Below are 17,609 nucleotides of genomic sequence, written 5' to 3'. Positions count from 1 at the left end.
GGATGGACGGGACACAGGACCAGGTGGACGCGGCGGGCGAAGTACGTGCCGAGCCGCCCGTGCTCGGTATCGGAATGGTCGGCTACTCCTTCATGGGGGCCGCCCACTCCCAGGGGTGGCGCACCGTGGGGAGGGTCTTCGACCTGCCGGTACGTCCGGTACTCGCGGCGGTCTGCGGACGCGACCGCACGGCCGTGACGGCCATGGCGGACCGGCACGGCTGGGCCGCCGCCGAGACCGACTGGCGGGCGCTGATCGCCCGGGACGACGTACACATCGTGGACATCTGCACCCCGGGCGACAGCCACGCGGAGATCGCCCTCGCCGCCCTGGCGGCGGGCAAGCACGTGCTGTGCGAGAAGCCGCTCGCCAACACGGTCGAAGAGGCCGCGGCGATGGCCGAAGCCGCTCAACAGGCGCGCACCAAGGGCCAGGTGGCGATGGTCGGCTTCAACTATCGCAGGGTGCCGGCCCTCAGCTACGCCCGCACGCTGATCGCCGAAGGCAGGCTCGGCACCCTGCGGCACCTGCGTCTGACCTACCTCCAGGACTGGCTGGTCGACCCGGACGCCCCGCTGGGCTGGCGTCTCCAGCGGGACCGGGCGGGCTCCGGCGCGCTCGGCGACCTGGGCGCGCACATCGTGGACCTCGCCCAGTATCTGGCGGGGGAGCCGGTGGTGGGCGTCTCCGCGCTCACCGAGACCTTCGTACGGCTGCGGCCCGACCCGGACACCGAGGGCGCCGCCCGGGGCGAGGTGACCGTCGACGACGCGGCCCTCTTCACCGGGCGGATGGCCTCCGGTGCCCTCGTCTCCTTCGAGGCGACCCGGATGGCCGCCGGACGCAAGAACTCCCTGCGCCTCGAACTCAACGGCGAGAAGGGCTCGTTGGCCTTCGACCTGGAGAGCCTCAACGAACTCTCCTTCCACGACCACACCGAACCCGTGACCACGGCCGGCTTCCGCCGCATCCTGGTCACCGAGCCCGGCCACCCCTACCTCAAGGCCTGGTGGCCGCCGGGCCACGCACTCGGCTACGAGCACACCTTCGCCCATCAGGCCCGCGACCTCCTCACCGCCATCGCGCGGGGCACCGATCCCCGGCCCTCGTTCGCGGACGGGCTCCAGGTGCAGCGAGTCCTGGCGGCAGTGGAGGAGAGCGCGGAGAAGAACGCCGTCTACACGCCCGTACCCCAGCCCTCGATGCCGGAGCCCCCGCATTCGCCGGCCCAACCGTCCTAGGAGGCCTCCTCGTGCCACGCCCCTTCACCCTCTTCACCGGCCAGTGGGCGGACCTCCCGCTGGAACAAGTCTGCGCGTACGCACGTGACTTCGGGTATGACGGTCTCGAACTCGCCTGCTGGGGAGACCACTTCGAGGTCGACAAGGCGCTCAGCGATCCCGGCTACCTGGACTCCCGGCACGCACTCCTCGACAAGTACGGCCTCAAGTGCTGGGCGATCTCGAACCACTTGGTCGGCCAGGCCGTCTGCGACAGCATCATCGACGAACGGCACCAGGCAATTCTGCCCGCCCGCATCTGGGGCGACGGCGAGGGGGAAGGGGTGCGCCGCCGGGCCGCCCGGGAGATGGCGGACACCGCCCGGGCCGCCGCCGCCTTCGGAGTCCGTACCGTCGTCGGCTTCACCGGATCGTCCATCTGGCACCTGGTGGCGATGTTCCCGCCGGTCCCGCCCGCCATGGTCGACCGGGGGTACGAGGACTTCGCGGAACGCTGGAACCCGATCCTCGACGTCTTCGACGCGGAGGGGGTGCGCTTCGCCCACGAGGTGCACCCGAGCGAGATCGCCTACGACTACTGGTCGACTCAGCGCGCACTGGAGGCGGTTGGGCACAGGCCGGCCTTCGGGCTGAACTTCGACCCCAGCCACTTCGTCTGGCAGGACCTGGACCCCGTCGGCTTCCTCTACGACTTCCGGGACCGGATCTACCACGTCGACTGCAAGGAGGCCCGCACCCGGCTCGACGGCCGCAACGGGCGCCTCGGCTCGCACCTCCCCTGGGGCGACCCGCGCCGGGGCTGGGACTTCGTCTCCGCAGGTCACGGCAGTGTGCCATGGGAGGACGTGTTCCGGATGCTGCGCTCGATCGACTACCTGGGCCCGGTCTCGGTGGAGTGGGAGGACGCGGGCATGGACCGCCTCTCCGGCGCCCCGGAGGCCCTGGCCCACCTCAAGCGCTTCGACTTCGACCCTCCGACGGCCGCGTTCGACGCCGCCTTCGGGGGAGGCGAATAGGGGAACGGCGCAAGGGGGCGGGGCGCACTTTGTCCACCCTCTGGGCAAAGCCGACTTCTTTGCTGCGCAAGCCCTTTCGGCTCCGTACGAACGCGGCTACCGTCCATGACGCGTACATGGAAAGAGTGGCTATGGAAAGAGTGGACCCGGGGTGATGGTGCACCCCGGGGCCACCGCCCCGAACCGGGGCAACCCGCCCGTTCCGCCCGGCACTTCATTCCGGAGGACCCCGTGCACGGAAGACGCCCGAGAACCCCACACCTCACAGGAACCACCAGAGCCAGGAGGGCGCTCGCCCTCCTCACCGGCAGCCTCCTGGCCGCCACCTCCTTCGCCTTCATCGCACCGCACGCCGCGAGCGCGGCCCCCCTTGCGGACCCCGCCCCCGCTGCCGCCGAGGAATTCCAGCAGGTCACCCTCGCCAAGGGCGCGCAGGAGATGGGCGAGCCCATGTCGCTCGCCGTGCTCCCGGACCGCTCGGTCCTGCACACCTCGCGCAACGGCGAACTGCGGATGACCGACGCGGCGGGAAATACCCGTGTTGTGGGCTCCCTCCCCGTCTACTCGCACGACGAGGAAGGCCTCCAGGGCATCGCCCTGGACCCCAACTTCGCCCAGAACAGGGCCCTTTACCTCTACTACGCGCCCCCGCTGGACACCCCCGCCGGTGACGCCCCGGAGAGCGGCACCGCCGCCGACTTCGCCAAGTTCGACGGTGTGAACCGCCTCTCCCGCTTCGTCCTCAAGGCGGACGGCACCCTCGACAACGCCAGTGAGAAGAAGGTCCTGGACGTCCCCGCGACGCGCGGCATGTGCTGTCACGTCGGCGGTGACATCGACTTCGACGCGGCGGGCAACCTCTACCTCTCCACCGGTGACGACTCCAACCCCTTCGCCTCCGACGGCTTCACCCCGATCGACGAACGCCCCGGCCGCAACCCGGCGTTCGACGCCCGCCGGGGCGCCGGCAACACCAATGACCTCCGCGGCAAGATCCTCCGCATCAAGGTCGCCGACGACGCGTCGTACACCGTCCCGGCCGGCAACCTCTTCGCCCCGGGCACGGACAAGACGCGCCCCGAGATCTACGCGATGGGCTTCCGCAACCCCTTCCGCTTCAGCGTCGACAAGAAGACCGGCGTTCTGTACGTCGGCGACTACGGACCCGACGCGGGCGCGGCGGACCCCAAGCGCGGGCCGGCCGGACAGGTCGAGTTCGCCCGGGTGACCAAGCCCGGCAACTACGGCTGGCCGTTCTGCACCGGCAACAACCAGCCCTACGTCGACTACGACTTCGCCACCAAGGTCTCCGGCGGCACCTTCGACTGCGCCGCCCCCAAGAACGACTCCCCGTACAACACCGGCCTGGTCGACCTGCCCCCGTCGGTACCCGCCTGGATCCCGTACGACGGCGGTTCGGTACCCGAGTTCGGCACCGGCTCGGAGTCCCCGATGGGCGGCCCCGTCTACCGCTACGACCCGGCCAACACCTCCCCGGTGAAGTTCCCCGAGGCGTACGACGGCGACTTCTTCGCCACCGAGTTCGGCCGCCGCTGGATCAAGCGGATCGAGCAGGGCGAGGACGGCACCGTACAGAAGATCAACCCGTTCCCGTGGACCGGCACCCAGGTCATGGACAGCGCCTTCGGCCCCGACGGCGCCCTGTACGTGCTTGACTACGGCACCGCCTGGTTCGGCGGCGACGAGAACTCCGGGCTCTACCGGATCGAGAACGCCACCGGCGGCCGCTCCCCGGTTGCGGTGGCGACGGCCGGCAAGACCTCCGGGCAGGCCCCGCTCAGGGTCCAGTTCTCCTCGGCCGGCACCACCGACGGCGACGGCGACGCCCTCACCTACAGCTGGGACTTCGGCGACGGCACGGCCCCCTCGACGGAGGCCAACCCCACGCACACGTACAAGAAGAACGGCACCTACACGGCGACCGTGACCGCGAAGGACCCGACCGGTCGCACCGGCTCGGCCAGTGCGCACATCGTCGTCGGCAACACCGCGCCCAAGGTGACCCTGGAACTCCCCGCCGAGGGAACGCTGTTCTCCTTCGGCGACGAGATCCCCTTCAAGGTGAACGTGACCGACCCGGAGGACCAGGCGGGCGGCAAGCCGATCGACTGCACCAAGGTCAAGGTGACGTACATCCTCGGCCATGACAGCCACGGCCACCCGATCACCTCGGCCAACGGCTGCTCCGGCACCATCAAGACCTCCTCCGACGGCGGCCACGACCCCAACGCCAATATCTTCGGGGTCTTCGACGCCGAGTACACCGACGGCGGAGGCGGCGGCCAGGCCGCGCTGACCACCCACGACCAGGCGCAGCTCCAGCCCAGGATGCGTCAGGCCGAGCACCGCAACGCCGAGTCCGGGACGCGGATCTACGACAAGGCGGCCGCCCACGGCGGACGTACCGTCGGCGACATCAACAACAACGACTGGATCTCCTTCAAGCCCTACAACCTCACCGGTACCACCAAGCTCACCGCCCGAGTGGCCTCCGGCGGGGTCGGCGGCTTCCTCGAAGTACGCACCGGATCGGTGAACGGGCCGATCCTCGGCTCGGCGCCCATCCCGGTGACCGGCGGCTGGGAGGTCTTCCAGGACGTCGACGTACCGCTGAGGGCCGTACCGAAGAAGACCACCGAGCTGTTCCTGGTCTTCAAGGGCGGAGCGGGCGCGCTCTACGACATCGACGACTTCACCCTGTCGAACACCGCCCCCGACAAGACCGCCAAGCGCGTCCTGGTCTTCTCCAAGACCGGAGGCTTCCGGCACGACGCGATCCCCGAGGGCGTCGCGGCCCTGAAGGAGCTGGGCAAGTCCAGCAACATCACGGTCGACGCGACCGAGGAGGCCGGCCAGTTCACCACCAGCAACCTGGCGCGCTACGACGCGGTGGTCTTCATGTCGACCACGGGTGAGGTCCTCAACGCCGACCAGCAGAAGGCGTTCGAGAACTACATCCGCACCGGTGGCGCCTACATGGGTGTCCACGCGGCGGCCGACACCGAGTACGACTGGCCGTTCTACGGCGGTCTGGTGGGGGCGTACTTCGACTCGCACCCGCAGATCCAGAAGGCGACCACCCGTGTCGAGGATGCCAGCCACCCGGCGACCGCGCCGCTCGGCAAGTCCGTCGAGCGCACCGACGAGTGGTACAACTACCGCACCAACCCGCGCGGCAAGGCCCGCATCCTCGCCACCCTCGACGAGACCACGTACACCGGCGGCACCATGAAGGGCGACCACCCGATCGCCTGGTGCCAGACGTACGAGGGAGGTCGCTCCTTCTACACCGGCAGCGGCCACACCAAGGCGTCGTACGCCGAACCGGCCTTCCGCCAGCACCTGTTGGGCGGACTGCGCTACGCGGCCGGCCAGGTCAAGGCCGACTGCAAGCCGCAGACCGGCTACCGGCCGCTCTTCAACGGTGAGACGGCGGAGGGCTGGAAGCAGGCGGGCCCCGGCAAGTTCAACGTCGCCGGTGGTGAGTTGCGGTCCGAGGGCGGCATGGGGCTGCTCTGGTACCAGGCCAAGGAGTTCAAGTCGTACTCCCTGAAGATGGACTGGAAGATGACCGCCGACGACAACTCCGGTGTCTTCGTGGGCTTCCCGGCCTCCGACGACCCCTGGTCGGCCGTCAACAAGGGGTACGAGATCCAGATCGACGCGAGCGACGCGGCGGACCGCACCACCGGCTCCGTCTACTCCTTCAAGTCGGCGAACCTCAAGGAACGCGACCGGGTGCTGCGCCCGCCGGGTCAGTGGAACAGCTACGAGATCCGGGTCCAGGGTGAACGTCTGCAGATCTTCCTCAACGGGGCGAAGATCAACGACTTCACCAACGCGGACCCGGCGCGCAGCCTGAAGGACGGCCACATCGGGCTCCAGAACCACGGGGCCGGTGACCAGGTGTCCTTCCGGGACATCCAGCTGAGGGAACTGCCCTCCGCCTAGGGGGTGTTGAACCTCGACGCGGTGGCGGGCGGGAGGCGCCGTACCTCCCGCCCGCCGTTCCCCCCTACCTCCTCTTTTGTTGCTTTGTCGCGCGATATGTCTTTTGCGTCATTCACGACCTACGACCCCACGGACAGGGAGGCTCCCGTGCCGAATCCCGCAGTCGAGGAAGCCGAGCAGGCAGGCGTGCGTACCGGAGTCTGGTTCGTGGGGGCCCGTGGCTCCGTGGCCACGACGGCGGTCGCCGGCTGGGCGGCCGTGGTGGCGGGTCTGCGCCCGCCGACCGGCATGGTCACGGAGACCGGACCCTTCACGGACGCGGGACTGCCGCCGCTGGCCTCGCTGGTCTTCGGTGGCCACGACACGGCGAGCTGCCCACTGCCGAAGCGGGCGGAGGAACTGGAGGCCGGGGGAGTCCTGCCGCACGGCCTGGCCTCGGCGGTGCGGGGCGAACTGGCGGCGGTGGAAGACGAGATCAGGCAGGGGGGCCCGCTCCCGGGGGACACCCGGCCGCACTCCGAGCTGATCGAGGGGTTCGCGGCCGACATCGCGGACTTCCGCGCACGGCGGACGCTGGCCCGGGTGGTCGTGGTCAATGTTTCTTCCACGGAGCCGGTGCCGCCGGACGACCACGTCCTGGCGCCGAGTTCGCTCTATGCGGCGGCGGCGATCCGCGCCGGGTGCCCATACGTCAACTTCACGCCGTCGACCGGGATGAACTCCCCCGCACTGGCAACGGAGTTGGCCGCCAGCGGCATTCCGTACGCCGGACGTGACGGAAAGACCGGGCAGACACTGCTGCGGGCCGTGCTGGCCCCTATGTTCGTCCAGCGCGCCCTGCCGGTACGGGCCTGGTCGGGGACCAACCTGCTCGGCGGCGGCGACGGGGCGGCACTCGCCGACCCGGCGGCGGCAGCGGCGAAGAACGCGGGCAAGAACCGGGTACTGACGGACTCGCTCGGCGAACTCCCGCAGGGAGAGGTCCACATCGACGAGGTCCCGGCGCTCGGCGACTGGAAGACGGCCTGGGACCACATCGCCTTCGACGGCTTCCTCGGCACCCGGATGACCCTCCAGACCACCTGGCAGGGCTGCGATTCGGCGCTCGCCGCTCCCTTGGTGCTGGACCTGGCCCGGCTGGCTGCGAGGGCCGGGGAACGCGGCCTCTCGGGACCGTTGCCCGCACTTGCCTTCTACTTCAAGGACCCGGACGGGGAGGGCTCGGCGTCCCTGTCCGACCAGTACGCGCAGCTGGTCGCGTTCGCGGGAACGCTGGGGGAGGGGGTCGCGTGAAGAGCCCCGTCCAGCTGTCCCCTCAGTGGTCCGCTCAGGGGTCCGCGTGGGCCGAACTCCTGCGGGTGTCAGCCGTGTTCAGCGTTCCTGGTGACGCGCTGGCCGGAGCGGCCGCCCTCGCCGTACGTCCGCACAGGGGTACGTTGCTGGCGGCCGCGGCATCCCTCTGCCTGTACGAGGCGGGCATGGTGCTCAACGACTGGGCGGACCGGGCCCAGGACGCCGTGGAACGGCCGCACCGGCCGATTCCTTCGGGGCGGATCGCGCCGGGGGCGGCCCTGGCGGCGTCCTGCGCACTGACGGCCGGAGGGCTGGCCCTGGCGGCGCGGGCGGGCAGGCCCACGCTCGCGCTGGCCACGGCGCTGACGGCCACCGTGTGGGCGTACGACCTCAAGCTCAAGCACACCGCGGCGGCGCCGGGGGCGATGGCGGCGGCTCGGGCACTGGATGTACTGATGGGGGCGGTGGGGACGGCGGGAGTGGGGGGTCTGCGGCAGTCGGGGCGCGGGAGTGGGCTCCGGGGGTCCCGCCCTTCGCCCCCGGGGGTGCCGTTGACCGCGCGCTCCGCCGGGCTTCCTGACGTGCTCGCCGCCGCACTGCCAACGGCTGCCGTGATGGGTGTGCATACGTACGCGGTGACCGAGGTGTCGCGGCACGAGGCGCAGGGGGGTTCGAGCAGGGCCCCGCTGGCGGCGCTCGCCACTGCGGGGGCGGTGGCCTCCGTGGTGGGCGCCGCGGCGAAGGGGGCAGCCCGCTCCGTTGCTGAGGCGGTGACGCAGGGACGACGCCCCGGCGCGGACGTCCGGGATCCGCTCCCGCTCCTGGCAGCCGGTGCCTTCGCGGCCGTCTACCTCCGTACCGCCGCCACACCCCTCCTTCACGCGGCTCTGCACCCGTCCCCGCCACTCACCCAGCGGGCGGTCGGCGGAGGCATCCGCGCCATGATCCCCCTGCAAGCCGGGCTCGCCGCCCGGTCCGGTGCGGCCGGGACCGGAGCCGCACTGCTGCTGATGGCCCCCCTCGCCCGGCGCCTCGCACGAAAGGTGAGCCCCACATGACGGTCTCCGCGACACCACCTGTGCCAGGGAACCCCCTCCGCTTCGGCTACGGCACCAACGGCCTCACCGACCTCCGCCTGTACGACGCCCTCGGCCTCCTCGCGGACCTCGGTTACGACGGCGTCGGGCTCACCCTCGACCACATGCACCTCGACCCACTCGCGCCGGAACTGCCCGCCAGGACAAGGGAATTAGCGCGCCGTCTGGAGCGTCTGGGCCTGACCGTCACCATCGAGACCGGTGCACGCTACGTCCTGGACCCCCGCCGCAAACACGGCCCCACCCTCCTCGACGAAGACCCGGACGCCAGGGCGCTCCGCGTCGGACTCCTCCGTACGGCGGTCGAGGTCGCCGCAGACCTCGGCGCCCACGCCATACACCTCTTCAGCGGCATCACCCCGGCGGGCACCGCACCCGGAACCGCCTGGCAACGCCTGACCGGCTCACTCGAACCCGTCCTGTCGGCAGCCACCGCCCACGGCGTCCCGCTCGCCATCGAACCCGAGCCGGGACACCTGCTCGCCTCCCTCGCCGACTTCCACCACCTGCGCCACCTCACGGGCGGCCCGGAGCTCCTGGGCCTCACCCTGGACATAGGCCACTGCCAATGCCTGGAGCCGACCCCGCCCGCCGACTGCATCCGTGAGGCCGCGCCCTGGCTGCGCCACGTACAGATCGAAGACATGCGGCGAGGCGTCCACGAGCACCTCCCCTTCGGTGACGGCGAGATCGACTTCCCACCGGTCCTGGCCGCCCTGGCAGCCACCGGATATCGAGGTCTGACCGTGGTCGAACTTCCCCGCCACTCCCATGCGGGTCCTCAACTGGCCCGCGATTCGATGGAGTTCCTGAGGTCGCACGGGCCCGCCGAAGCCGCCTCGGCCCGGACAGACGTGGCCCTTGCCGCGCCCCGGGCGGGCCTGGACTCCGTACCGCCCGGGGCAGGGCTGACCTCGGGCGGGCCCCGGGCAGGAGTCACCCCATGACGACGTATCCCTCGGCGTCGGCCACGCCGGCGCAACTCAAGTCCGCGCTCCTGGCCGGCCTGAGCCCGGCATCCCGCACCTGGCTGGACCAAGCGCTTGCCGCCGCACACCGATCCCGATCCGACGACACACCCTCGCCGCCCCACGAGCACGGGTACGGCGCCACACGAGCTTCCGTCCCCGCCCCCGCCTCTCCGCCCCCGCCCGGACGGCCCCGTATCCCTTCCTGGGAACTGCGCTTCGCCGAGGCCGGTCGCCGCTGTCAGGCACGTACGGCCAGCCCTCCGAACCCACCTCCCAGCAACACCATCTGCACCACCGGCCTCCCGGGCCGCCCCCACCCCGCTCCCACCACCACGGCACTTCCCGACCTCGCTGACGCCGCCCGTGTCCTCCTCCTCCACGCGGCGGACGCCGAGTTCGTCACCGTGCAGCGCCTCTACTCCACCGGCACCGCCGCCGAACGCCGTGCCGTCCTCATGGCGCTGCCCCACCTCGACCGCCTGCGCGACGGCTCGGCGCTGCCACTCGTCGAGGACGCCCTGCGCGCCAACGACACCCGGCTGGTCGCCGCGGCGGTCGGCCCGTACGCCGCCGCCCACCTGCCCCCGCACGCCTGGCGGCACGCCGTCCTCAAGTGCCTGTTCACCGGTGTCCCCGTGGCGGCGGCGGCCGACCTCGCCCGCCGCGCGCTCGGCGACAGCGAACTCGCCCGGATGCTCACCGACTACGCAGCCGAACGCAACGCGGCCGGCCGTCCGGTCCCCGCCGACCTCCACCGCGTCCTCGCTCTCGTCCTCACCGACCCTGCTCGCACGGCGCCCTCCGAGGAGTCCTGATGCGCATCTTCGACCCGCACATCCATATGACCTCCCGCACCACGGACGACTACGAGGCGATGTACGCGGCCGGTGTCCGTGCCGTGGTCGAACCCTCCTTCTGGCTGGGCCAGCCCCGCACCTCGCCGGCCAGCTTCTTCGACTACTTCGACGGGCTCCTCGGCTGGGAACCCTTCCGCGCCGCCCAGCACGGCATCGCCCACCACTGCACCATCGCCCTCAACCCCAAGGAGGCGAACGACCCCCGCTGCACGCCCGTACTCGACGAGCTGCCCCGCTATCTGTCCAAGGACTCGGTCGTCGCCGTCGGTGAGATCGGCTACGACTCGATGACCCCCGCCGAGGACACCGCTCTGGCCACCCAGCTCCAGCTCGCCGTGGACCACGGCCTGCCCGCCCTCGTCCACACCCCGCACCGCGACAAAATCACCGGCCTGCACCGCACCCTCGACGTCCTCCGCGAGTCCCATCTCCCCCCGGACCACGTCGTCCTCGACCACCTCAACGAAACCACCGTGAAGCCCGCCGCCGACAGCGGCTGCTGGCTCGGCTTCTCCGTCTACCCCGACACCAAAATGGACGAGGACCGCATGGTCGCGATCATCAAGGAACACGGCACCGAACGCATCCTGGTGAACTCCGCCGCGGACTGGGGCCGCAGCGACCCCCTCAAGACCCGCAAGGTCGCCGACGCCCTCCTCGCCGCCGGATTCTCCACCGACGACGTCGACCAGGTCATGTGGCGCAACCCCGTCGCCTTCTACGGCCTCAGCGACCGCCTGCACCTCGCCGCCCCCGCCGCGCCGCCCCCACCTCTGCACGAAGGCAACTCCATCCTCCGCGGCGGCGGTTGACACGGCGCTCGTCCCCGCGCCCACCCCCGCCCACGCCACCCGCCCCGGACACCGGAACGGAAGGGGACCCCCACCATGCGCTTCCGTCACCCCGACGGCTCGACCGTCCACCTCGCGTACTGCACCAACGTCCACCCCGCCGAAACCCTCGACGGCGTCATGGACCAGCTCCGCGACCACTGCGAGCCCGTACGCAAACGACTCGGCCGGGACCGCCTCGGCATCGGTCTGTGGCTGGCGAGGCCCGCCGCGCACACCCTCGACAGCGACCCTGCTGCCCTCCGCGCCCTCCGCGCCGAACTCGACCGGCGCGGCCTCGAAGTCGTCACCCTCAACGGCTTCCCGTACGAAGGCTTCGGCGCGCAGGAGGTCAAGTACCGCGTCTACACACCCGACTGGACCGACCCGCAGCGCCTCTCCCACACCACCACCCTCGCCCGCCTGCTCGCCGCCCTCCTCCCCGACGACGTCACCGAGGGCAGCATCTCCACCCTCCCGCTCGCCTGGCGCACCCCGTACGACGCGGATCCCGCAGCCGCCGCCACGGCCCACTCCGCGCTGACCACCCTCGCGACCCGCCTCGACGCCCTGGAGGAACTCACCGGCAAAAGCCTCCGCATCGGCCTCGAACCCGAACCCGGCTGCACCATCGAAACCACCGCCGACGCCCTCGCCCCCCTCTCCGCGGTGGCCCACCCCCGTATCGGTATCTGCGTGGACACCTGCCACCTCGCCACCTCCTTCGAAGACCCGACCACCGCCCTGGACGCCCTCACCTCCGCGGGCATCACCCTCGCCAAGGCCCAGCTCTCCGCCGCCCTCCACGCGGACCACCCCCACCTCCCCGAAGTCCGCGCCGCCCTGGCCGACTTCGCCGAACCCCGCTTCCTGCACCAAACCCGCGCCCAGCCCCGGCCCCAGCCCCCTTCCCCGGCGGCCCCCGCGCCGAGCGGCCACCCTCACCACCGGCCCACCCCCCTCCTGGGCACGGACGACCTCGCCGAAGCCCTCACCGGCACCGCCCTCCCCGACGACACCCCCTGGCGCTCCCACTTCCACGTCCCCCTCCACGCCCCGCCCGCCCCGCCACTCACCTCCACCCTCCACGTACTCAAGGACGTCCTGTCCCGCCTCGTCGCCGGCCCCACCGGCCACCCCCTCACCCGCCACCTGGAGGTCGAGACCTACACCTGGCAGGCCCTCCCACCCGAGCTGCGCCCCCGCACCCGCGCCCAGCTCGCCGACGGCACGGCCGCCGAACTCACCCTCGTACGCGACCTCCTGACGGACCTCGGCCTGAAGGAACTCCCATGACCAGCCCACTCCGGCCCGAGCCCCAGCGCCACCCCGAGCCCCAGCGCCGGCCCGAGCCCCAGCGCCACCCCGAGCCCCAGCGCCAGCCCGAGCCCCAGCGCCACCCCGAGCCCCAGCCCGTGTCCGCGCCGCACCCCGCGCCACCCCCCTCCAGCGGCCCCAGCCCCAGCCCTGCCCCCACCCCCCTCCTCGTCCTGGACGTCGTCGGCCTCACCCCCCGCCTCCTCGACCACATGCCCCGCCTCAAACAGCTGGCGCAGTCCGGTTCCAAGGCGTCCCTGGGCACCGTCCTGCCGGCCGTCACCTGCGCGGCGCAGTCCACCTTCCTCACCGGCACCACCCCCGCCGAACACGGCATCGTCGGCAATGGCTGGTACTTCCGCGACCTCGGCGAGGTCCTCCTGTGGCGCCAGCACAACGGCCTGGTCGAGGGCGACAAGATCTGGGACGCCGCCCGCCGCGTCCACCCCGGCTACACCGTGGCCAACATCTGCTGGTGGTACGCCATGGGCGCGGACACCGACATCACCGTCACCCCCCGCCCCATCTACTACGCCGACGGCCGCAAGGAACCCGACTGCTACACCCGCCCCCCTTCCCTCCGCGACGAACTGACCTCACGCTTCGGTACGTTCCCCCTCTTCCACTTCTGGGGCCCGGGCGCCGACATCGTGTCCTCTCGCTGGATCGTCGACGCCACCCGCCACATCCTCCGCACCTCCCACCCCGACCTGGCCCTCTGCTACCTCCCCCATCTCGACTACGACCTCCAGCGCTACGGCCCCGACGACCCCCGCTCCCACCGGGCGGCCGCCGACCTGGATGCCGCCATGGCCCCCCTCCTCGACGACGCCAAGGCCGAGGGACGTACCGTCGTCGCCCTCTCCGAGTACGGCATCACCCGTGTCTCCCGGGCCGTCGACATCAACCGCGCCCTGCGCCGGGCCGGACTGATCGAGGTCCACACCCAGGACGGCATGGAGTACCTCGACCCCACGACCTCCCGCGCGTTCGCCGTGGCCGACCACCAGATCGCCCACATCTACGTACGCCGCCCCGAGGACCTGGAACCGGCCCGCGCCGCACTCGCCGACCTGGAAGGCATCGCCGAACTCCTCGACGACGAGGGCAAGAAGGCCCACGGACTCGACCACCCCCGCTCCGGCGAGCTGGTCGCCGTCGCCGCCCCGGACGCCTGGTTCACGTACTACTACTGGCTCGACGACGCCAGGGCCCCGGACTTCGCCCAGCTCGTCGAGATCCACCGCAAACCGGGCTACGACCCGGTCGAGCTGTTCCTCGACCCGCTCGACCCGTACGTACGCCTCAAGGCCGCCAAAGCGGTCGCCCGCAAGAAACTCGGCATGCGCTACCGGATGGCCGTGGTCCCCCTGGACCCGTCACCTATTCGCGGCAGCCACGGCCGCCTCCCCGAGAGCGACGACGAAGGTCCGCTCATCCTCTGCTCCACCCCCCACGCGATCACCGGCCGCACCGCGGCCACCGAAGTGAAGGCACTGCTGCTCCACCTGGCAGGCCTGCACTGATTTCCCACTGACTCCACTGAAGCAGACGCCACTGACAATCCGCCCAGGCCGAATCCGGCCCCACCCACCTCACCTCACGCAAGCACGTCACCTCACTCCAGCTCCCATCACACACCCGAGGGGATCCACGACCATGAACCACTCCAGCAAGGCCAACGACCCCGAACTCACCCACAGGCTCTCCAGACGCAACATGCTCTCAGTCGCGGTCGGCACCACCGCCGCAGCCCTCCTGGGCCTGGGCGCCACCTCCGCGACAGCGGCGGAAACCCCGTCAACCGCCGCTCGCGGCAAGGGCTGCGGCCGCCCGGTGCTGCCCCCCGGCCGCCTCGGCATCCAGCTCTACTCCCTCCGCGACAAGGTCTCGACCCTCGGCTTCGCCAAGGTCTTCGCCGAGCTGGAGCTCTACGGCTACGACGAGGTCGAGTTCGCCGGCTACACCCAGGGCTCCGCGGGCCCCATCACGCTGCCCCAGCTCCGCAGCCTCACCCGCGATCACGGCCTGCGCGGCATCGGCAGCCACGTCGGCTACTACGACGACAACAACCCGAACGCCTACACCTTCGCCCAGAACCTCACCAAGGTCCTCGACGACGCCCAGGCCCTCGGCCTCCCGCACATCGGCACCGCCTCGGGCCCCTGGCGCTACGGCACCACCGTCGACGGCTGGAAGCGCTGCGCCGAGGACTTCAACAAGTACGGCGAGGCGGCCCGCAAGCGCGGCATGAAGTTCTATCAGCACAACCACGCGGAGGAGTTCTCCTTCGCCACCGACAAACCAGGCGTCCGCCTCTACGACGTCCTGCTCGCCGAGACCGACCCCAAGCTGGTCCACCTCGAAATGGACATCTACTGGGCGTACGTCGCCCAGTTCCGCTTCTCCCAGCGGGTGGACGGCACGCCCGCCCCCTTCGACCCGCTCCGCTACGTACTCAAGCAGCCGCACCGCTACCCGCTCTTCCACGTCAAGGACGGCGAGCACGACACCGCCACCCGCGACGGCTACCGGATGACCGACGTGGGCGACGGCGACATCGACTACAAGCGCTTCATCTCCGCGGTCAACCGCACCCACCAGGGCCGCACCGGCCACCACTGGCAGGCCGAACACGACCAGCCCGCCGAGTCCTTCGCCTTCGCCCGCAAGTCCAGCGCCCACCTGCACTCCCTGCGCGAACGCGACTGCTGACGCCCCTCACCGCAGCACCGGGGCCCGGCCGATCCCCGCCCCTCGCCAGGACGCCGGGGTCGGCCGGTCCCCACCTCTCCGCCCCCGGCGGGCTCAGCCGATCCCCTGCCGGTCGGGCAGCAACGCGAACTCCCGCTCGGCGGGCTCAGGCACCGTGCGCTCCACCAGCTCCACCAGGAGTGCACGGTGCCGCAGCAGCGGCGCGCGCCGGTCCTCGTACCCCTCCTCACCCTCCTGCCCCTTCTCCGCCTCGGCAGCGAGCAGCACCAGATCGTCCAGCCCTGCCATCAACCTCCGCGACACCTGTGGGTTCCCCTCCGCCACCATCCTGACCTCGCTGAATGCCAGGTCCACCAGATCTCCCCAGGTCGGCACCGACTGCACGAGCCGCACCGTGCCGCCCTTGTCCAGGTGGTGCAAGGCGCCCAGCGGCAACCCCACCGCCACCGAAAGGAACTGCACGATCCGGTCGATCGCCTGGACCGCCGTCGTCGGATCGTTCACCGCGGGGGACAGGGCACGCAGCGCGATGTCCGACAACTGCCGCAGCCCGAACCCGAGATCCTGGTGAAACGTCCGCTCCACCCCCACCGACACACTGCGCCGCAGCGCCCCCCGCTTGGGCGCCCGCCCACCGTGCACCGCGAGCACCGGAGTCCCCGGAACCACGAAGTCCCCGATCCGCGGAATCAGCCGCAGCACCACCCCGGACCGCGCCGCCACCCGCACCAGCCGCGCGATGTGCACATCCCGCAGTACCCCGGCCCGCCCCTCGTACGCGATCCGCGCGGTCTCCTCACCCAGCTCCGCCCCCCGCTCCCACCCCCGCTCCTGCTTGCGCAGCACGGCGACGGCCTCCCGGCTGATCCGGTCGATGACGTACCCGACCCGCATCAGCCGCAGGGTGGAGTTCACATACGCGATGAACAAGGCCAGGCTCAACGCCACCATCGCCATGGTCAGCGCACTCTGCACCAACGGCACCGAGCTCACCAGCCGCGGATCGCCCTCACCGTCGTACGCCGCCATGACCAGCAGCGACATCACGAAGGTGGCCAGGAAGACACTGAAAGTGAGCTTGGTGATCCGGCTGCGGACGAAGATCCGTACCACCCGCGGCGTGAACTGCCCGCTCGCCATCTGCACCGCCACCAGCGAGATGCTGAAGACCACGCCGATGAATGTCAGCATGGCCGAGCTGACGGTCGTAATGATCGTCTTCGCGTCCTCCGCGATCCCGATCAGCTGCCCCAGTTCGTCGTACGACTGAGACTCCCGCAGCAGCTCAACGACCTCCGTATCGACGGCCGCCGCGACGCCCCACGCCACGAACGTCACCGCGAGCCCGAGGGCCGGCGCGAACCAGAAGGTGTCCCGCAGATGCTCCCGCAACGGCGAAAGTGCCCGCGGCCTGCGATAACGCGAACCAAGTGGAGTACTCACCCCGCGACAGTAGGTGGCCCCGACCCCCTAGGTGCTCACCCGTCCGCATGCCACCTCAGGCGTACGCACAACGGTCCTCCGGTCTGACCCGTACGGCCGAATCGCCCGAGAGGATTGACCCATACCGCCCCATTCGCCACATCCGCCCCCCTCGTGCGTCCCGGAGCTCCCGCCATGAAGACCGCAGTCATCCTCGCCACCACCGGAACCGTCGCCGCCGCGGCCTTCCTCGGTTTCGTCGCAGGCCCCGCCGTCCACGACTGGTACGAGGGCCGCCACCAGGAATCGGCCACCTACGCCACCGGCACCGCCGCCAAGGAGGCCCGCCCCTCGGTCCCGCGCTGGCTCCCCGACACCGCCCGCACCATTTCCTACTCGATGAAGACCACCGGCGGCGACCGCCTCATCAAGGCAACCCTGCCCGCCTCCTCCACCCCCGCCTCCCTCCCGCCCACCTGCAAGAAGCTCGACCACCCCGCTGCCCCCGCGGACCTCTCCCTCCAAGCCTCCTGGTTCCCGAAGGACGCCCGCAACAAGCCCACTCACCGCTGCGACCTCTACTACGCGTACACGGACGGCGACACCCTGTACGCCTGGCAGCTCAACGACGACTGGATCGCTTCCAACAAGGCAGCCGCAGGTCACTGACCACGCAATATGCAGGTGAAACCGACCCCGAACCCCTGGTATTGTTTTCCATGTCGGAAGGGGTCAGCGCAAAACGGCCCCCACCACACACACCTTGTCCGGGTGGCGGAATGGCAGACGCGCTAGCTTGAGGTGCTAGTGCCCTTTATCGGGCGTGGGGGTTCAAGTCCCCCCTCGGACACCAGCTGAGACCCCACTTCACGTGGGGT

The 17,609-nt window shown here is 70.9% G+C and carries 13 protein-coding genes and 1 tRNA gene; 13 read left to right on the top strand and 1 reads right to left on the bottom strand.

The window, feature by feature from the left end; all coding sequences use genetic code 11:
- Positions 1 to 2 precede the first annotated feature (2 nt).
- The 11 genes from ACIA73_RS36420 to ACIA73_RS36370 all read left to right on the top strand — a co-directional run bounded on the left by ACIA73_RS36420 (position 3) and on the right by ACIA73_RS36370 (position 15,309).
- A complete protein-coding gene (locus ACIA73_RS36420; protein WP_399443250.1) occupies positions 3 to 1,241 on the top strand; it encodes a Gfo/Idh/MocA family protein in 1,239 nt (412 codons plus the stop codon).
- Positions 1,242 to 1,252: 11 nt separating this feature from the next.
- The gene (locus tag ACIA73_RS36415; protein ID WP_399443249.1) at positions 1,253 to 2,257 is read left to right on the top strand and encodes a sugar phosphate isomerase/epimerase family protein; all 1,005 of its coding nucleotides are present in this window, start codon (positions 1,253 to 1,255) and stop codon (positions 2,255 to 2,257) included.
- A gap of 231 nt (positions 2,258 to 2,488) precedes the next feature.
- Positions 2,489 to 6,229 (top strand): ThuA domain-containing protein, encoded by a 3,741-nt coding sequence (locus ACIA73_RS36410; protein WP_399443248.1) that lies wholly within the window; start codon positions 2,489 to 2,491, stop codon positions 6,227 to 6,229.
- Between the two features lie 96 nt (positions 6,230 to 6,325).
- Complete coding sequence (locus ACIA73_RS36405; RefSeq protein WP_399443247.1) at positions 6,326 to 7,522, top strand: inositol-3-phosphate synthase; 1,197 nt, start codon at positions 6,326 to 6,328, stop codon at positions 7,520 to 7,522.
- Complete coding sequence (locus ACIA73_RS36400) at positions 7,519 to 8,580, top strand: SCO3242 family prenyltransferase (RefSeq protein WP_399443246.1); 1,062 nt, start codon at positions 7,519 to 7,521, stop codon at positions 8,578 to 8,580. The genes ACIA73_RS36405 and ACIA73_RS36400 overlap by 4 nt, the downstream gene beginning before the upstream one ends.
- A complete protein-coding gene (locus ACIA73_RS36395) occupies positions 8,577 to 9,566 on the top strand; it encodes a sugar phosphate isomerase/epimerase family protein (RefSeq protein WP_399443245.1) in 990 nt (329 codons plus the stop codon). The genes ACIA73_RS36400 and ACIA73_RS36395 overlap by 4 nt, the downstream gene beginning before the upstream one ends.
- Complete coding sequence (locus tag ACIA73_RS36390; protein WP_399443244.1) at positions 9,563 to 10,405, top strand: EboA domain-containing protein; 843 nt, start codon at positions 9,563 to 9,565, stop codon at positions 10,403 to 10,405. Before ACIA73_RS36395 ends, ACIA73_RS36390 begins: the two co-directional genes overlap by 4 nt.
- Complete coding sequence (locus tag ACIA73_RS36385) at positions 10,405 to 11,259, top strand: TatD family hydrolase (RefSeq protein WP_399443243.1); 855 nt, start codon at positions 10,405 to 10,407, stop codon at positions 11,257 to 11,259. Before ACIA73_RS36390 ends, ACIA73_RS36385 begins: the two co-directional genes overlap by 1 nt.
- A gap of 75 nt (positions 11,260 to 11,334) precedes the next feature.
- Entirely contained in the window at positions 11,335 to 12,573 is a 1,239-nt protein-coding gene (gene eboE, locus ACIA73_RS36380) for a metabolite traffic protein EboE (RefSeq protein ID WP_399443242.1), read from the top strand.
- Positions 12,570 to 14,120 (top strand): alkaline phosphatase family protein, encoded by a 1,551-nt coding sequence (locus ACIA73_RS36375; RefSeq protein ID WP_399443241.1) that lies wholly within the window; start codon positions 12,570 to 12,572, stop codon positions 14,118 to 14,120. The genes eboE and ACIA73_RS36375 overlap by 4 nt, the downstream gene beginning before the upstream one ends.
- 133 nt (positions 14,121 to 14,253) lie before the next feature.
- Positions 14,254 to 15,309: a sugar phosphate isomerase/epimerase family protein gene (locus tag ACIA73_RS36370; protein ID WP_399443240.1), complete on the top strand. Its 1,056-nt coding sequence runs from the start codon at positions 14,254 to 14,256 to the stop codon at positions 15,307 to 15,309.
- 93 nt (positions 15,310 to 15,402) lie between these two features.
- On the opposite strand, the gene ACIA73_RS36365 is transcribed toward ACIA73_RS36370, so the two are convergent.
- Complete coding sequence (locus tag ACIA73_RS36365; protein ID WP_399443239.1) at positions 15,403 to 16,752, bottom strand: DUF2254 domain-containing protein; 1,350 nt, start codon at positions 16,750 to 16,752, stop codon at positions 15,403 to 15,405.
- A 174-nt stretch (positions 16,753 to 16,926) separates the two neighbouring features.
- Here ACIA73_RS36365 and ACIA73_RS36360 point away from each other — a divergent pair, with 174 nt between their 5' ends.
- On the top strand, positions 16,927 to 17,400 hold the full coding sequence (locus ACIA73_RS36360; protein ID WP_399443238.1) for a hypothetical protein: 474 nt from the start codon (positions 16,927 to 16,929) through the stop codon (positions 17,398 to 17,400).
- Between the two features lie 96 nt (positions 17,401 to 17,496).
- A tRNA-Leu gene (locus ACIA73_RS36355) sits at positions 17,497 to 17,584 on the top strand.
- Positions 17,585 to 17,609 lie beyond the last annotated feature (25 nt).

This window comes from Streptomyces sp. NPDC051561, from assembly GCF_044454195.1.
Classification (GTDB): Bacteria; Actinomycetota; Actinomycetes; order Streptomycetales; family Streptomycetaceae; genus Streptomyces.
The sequence above is the reverse complement of the archived record's forward strand: the minus strand, read 5'-3'. Positions and strand labels throughout refer to the sequence as shown.

Coding starts and splice junctions, on each gene's coding strand:
- ACIA73_RS36420 (WP_399443250.1), top strand. CDS start 3: ATGGACGGGACACAGGACCAGGTGGACGCGGCGGGCGAAGTACGTGCC.
- ACIA73_RS36405 (WP_399443247.1), top strand. CDS start 6,326: ATGTCTTTTGCGTCATTCACGACCTACGACCCCACGGACAGGGAGGCT.
- ACIA73_RS36395 (WP_399443245.1), top strand. CDS start 8,577: ATGACGGTCTCCGCGACACCACCTGTGCCAGGGAACCCCCTCCGCTTC.
- ACIA73_RS36390 (WP_399443244.1), top strand. CDS start 9,563: ATGACGACGTATCCCTCGGCGTCGGCCACGCCGGCGCAACTCAAGTCC.
- ACIA73_RS36385 (WP_399443243.1), top strand. CDS start 10,405: ATGCGCATCTTCGACCCGCACATCCATATGACCTCCCGCACCACGGAC.
- eboE (WP_399443242.1), top strand. CDS start 11,335: ATGCGCTTCCGTCACCCCGACGGCTCGACCGTCCACCTCGCGTACTGC.
- ACIA73_RS36375 (WP_399443241.1), top strand. CDS start 12,570: ATGACCAGCCCACTCCGGCCCGAGCCCCAGCGCCACCCCGAGCCCCAG.
- ACIA73_RS36370 (WP_399443240.1), top strand. CDS start 14,254: ATGAACCACTCCAGCAAGGCCAACGACCCCGAACTCACCCACAGGCTC.
- ACIA73_RS36360 (WP_399443238.1), top strand. CDS start 16,927: ATGAAGACCGCAGTCATCCTCGCCACCACCGGAACCGTCGCCGCCGCG.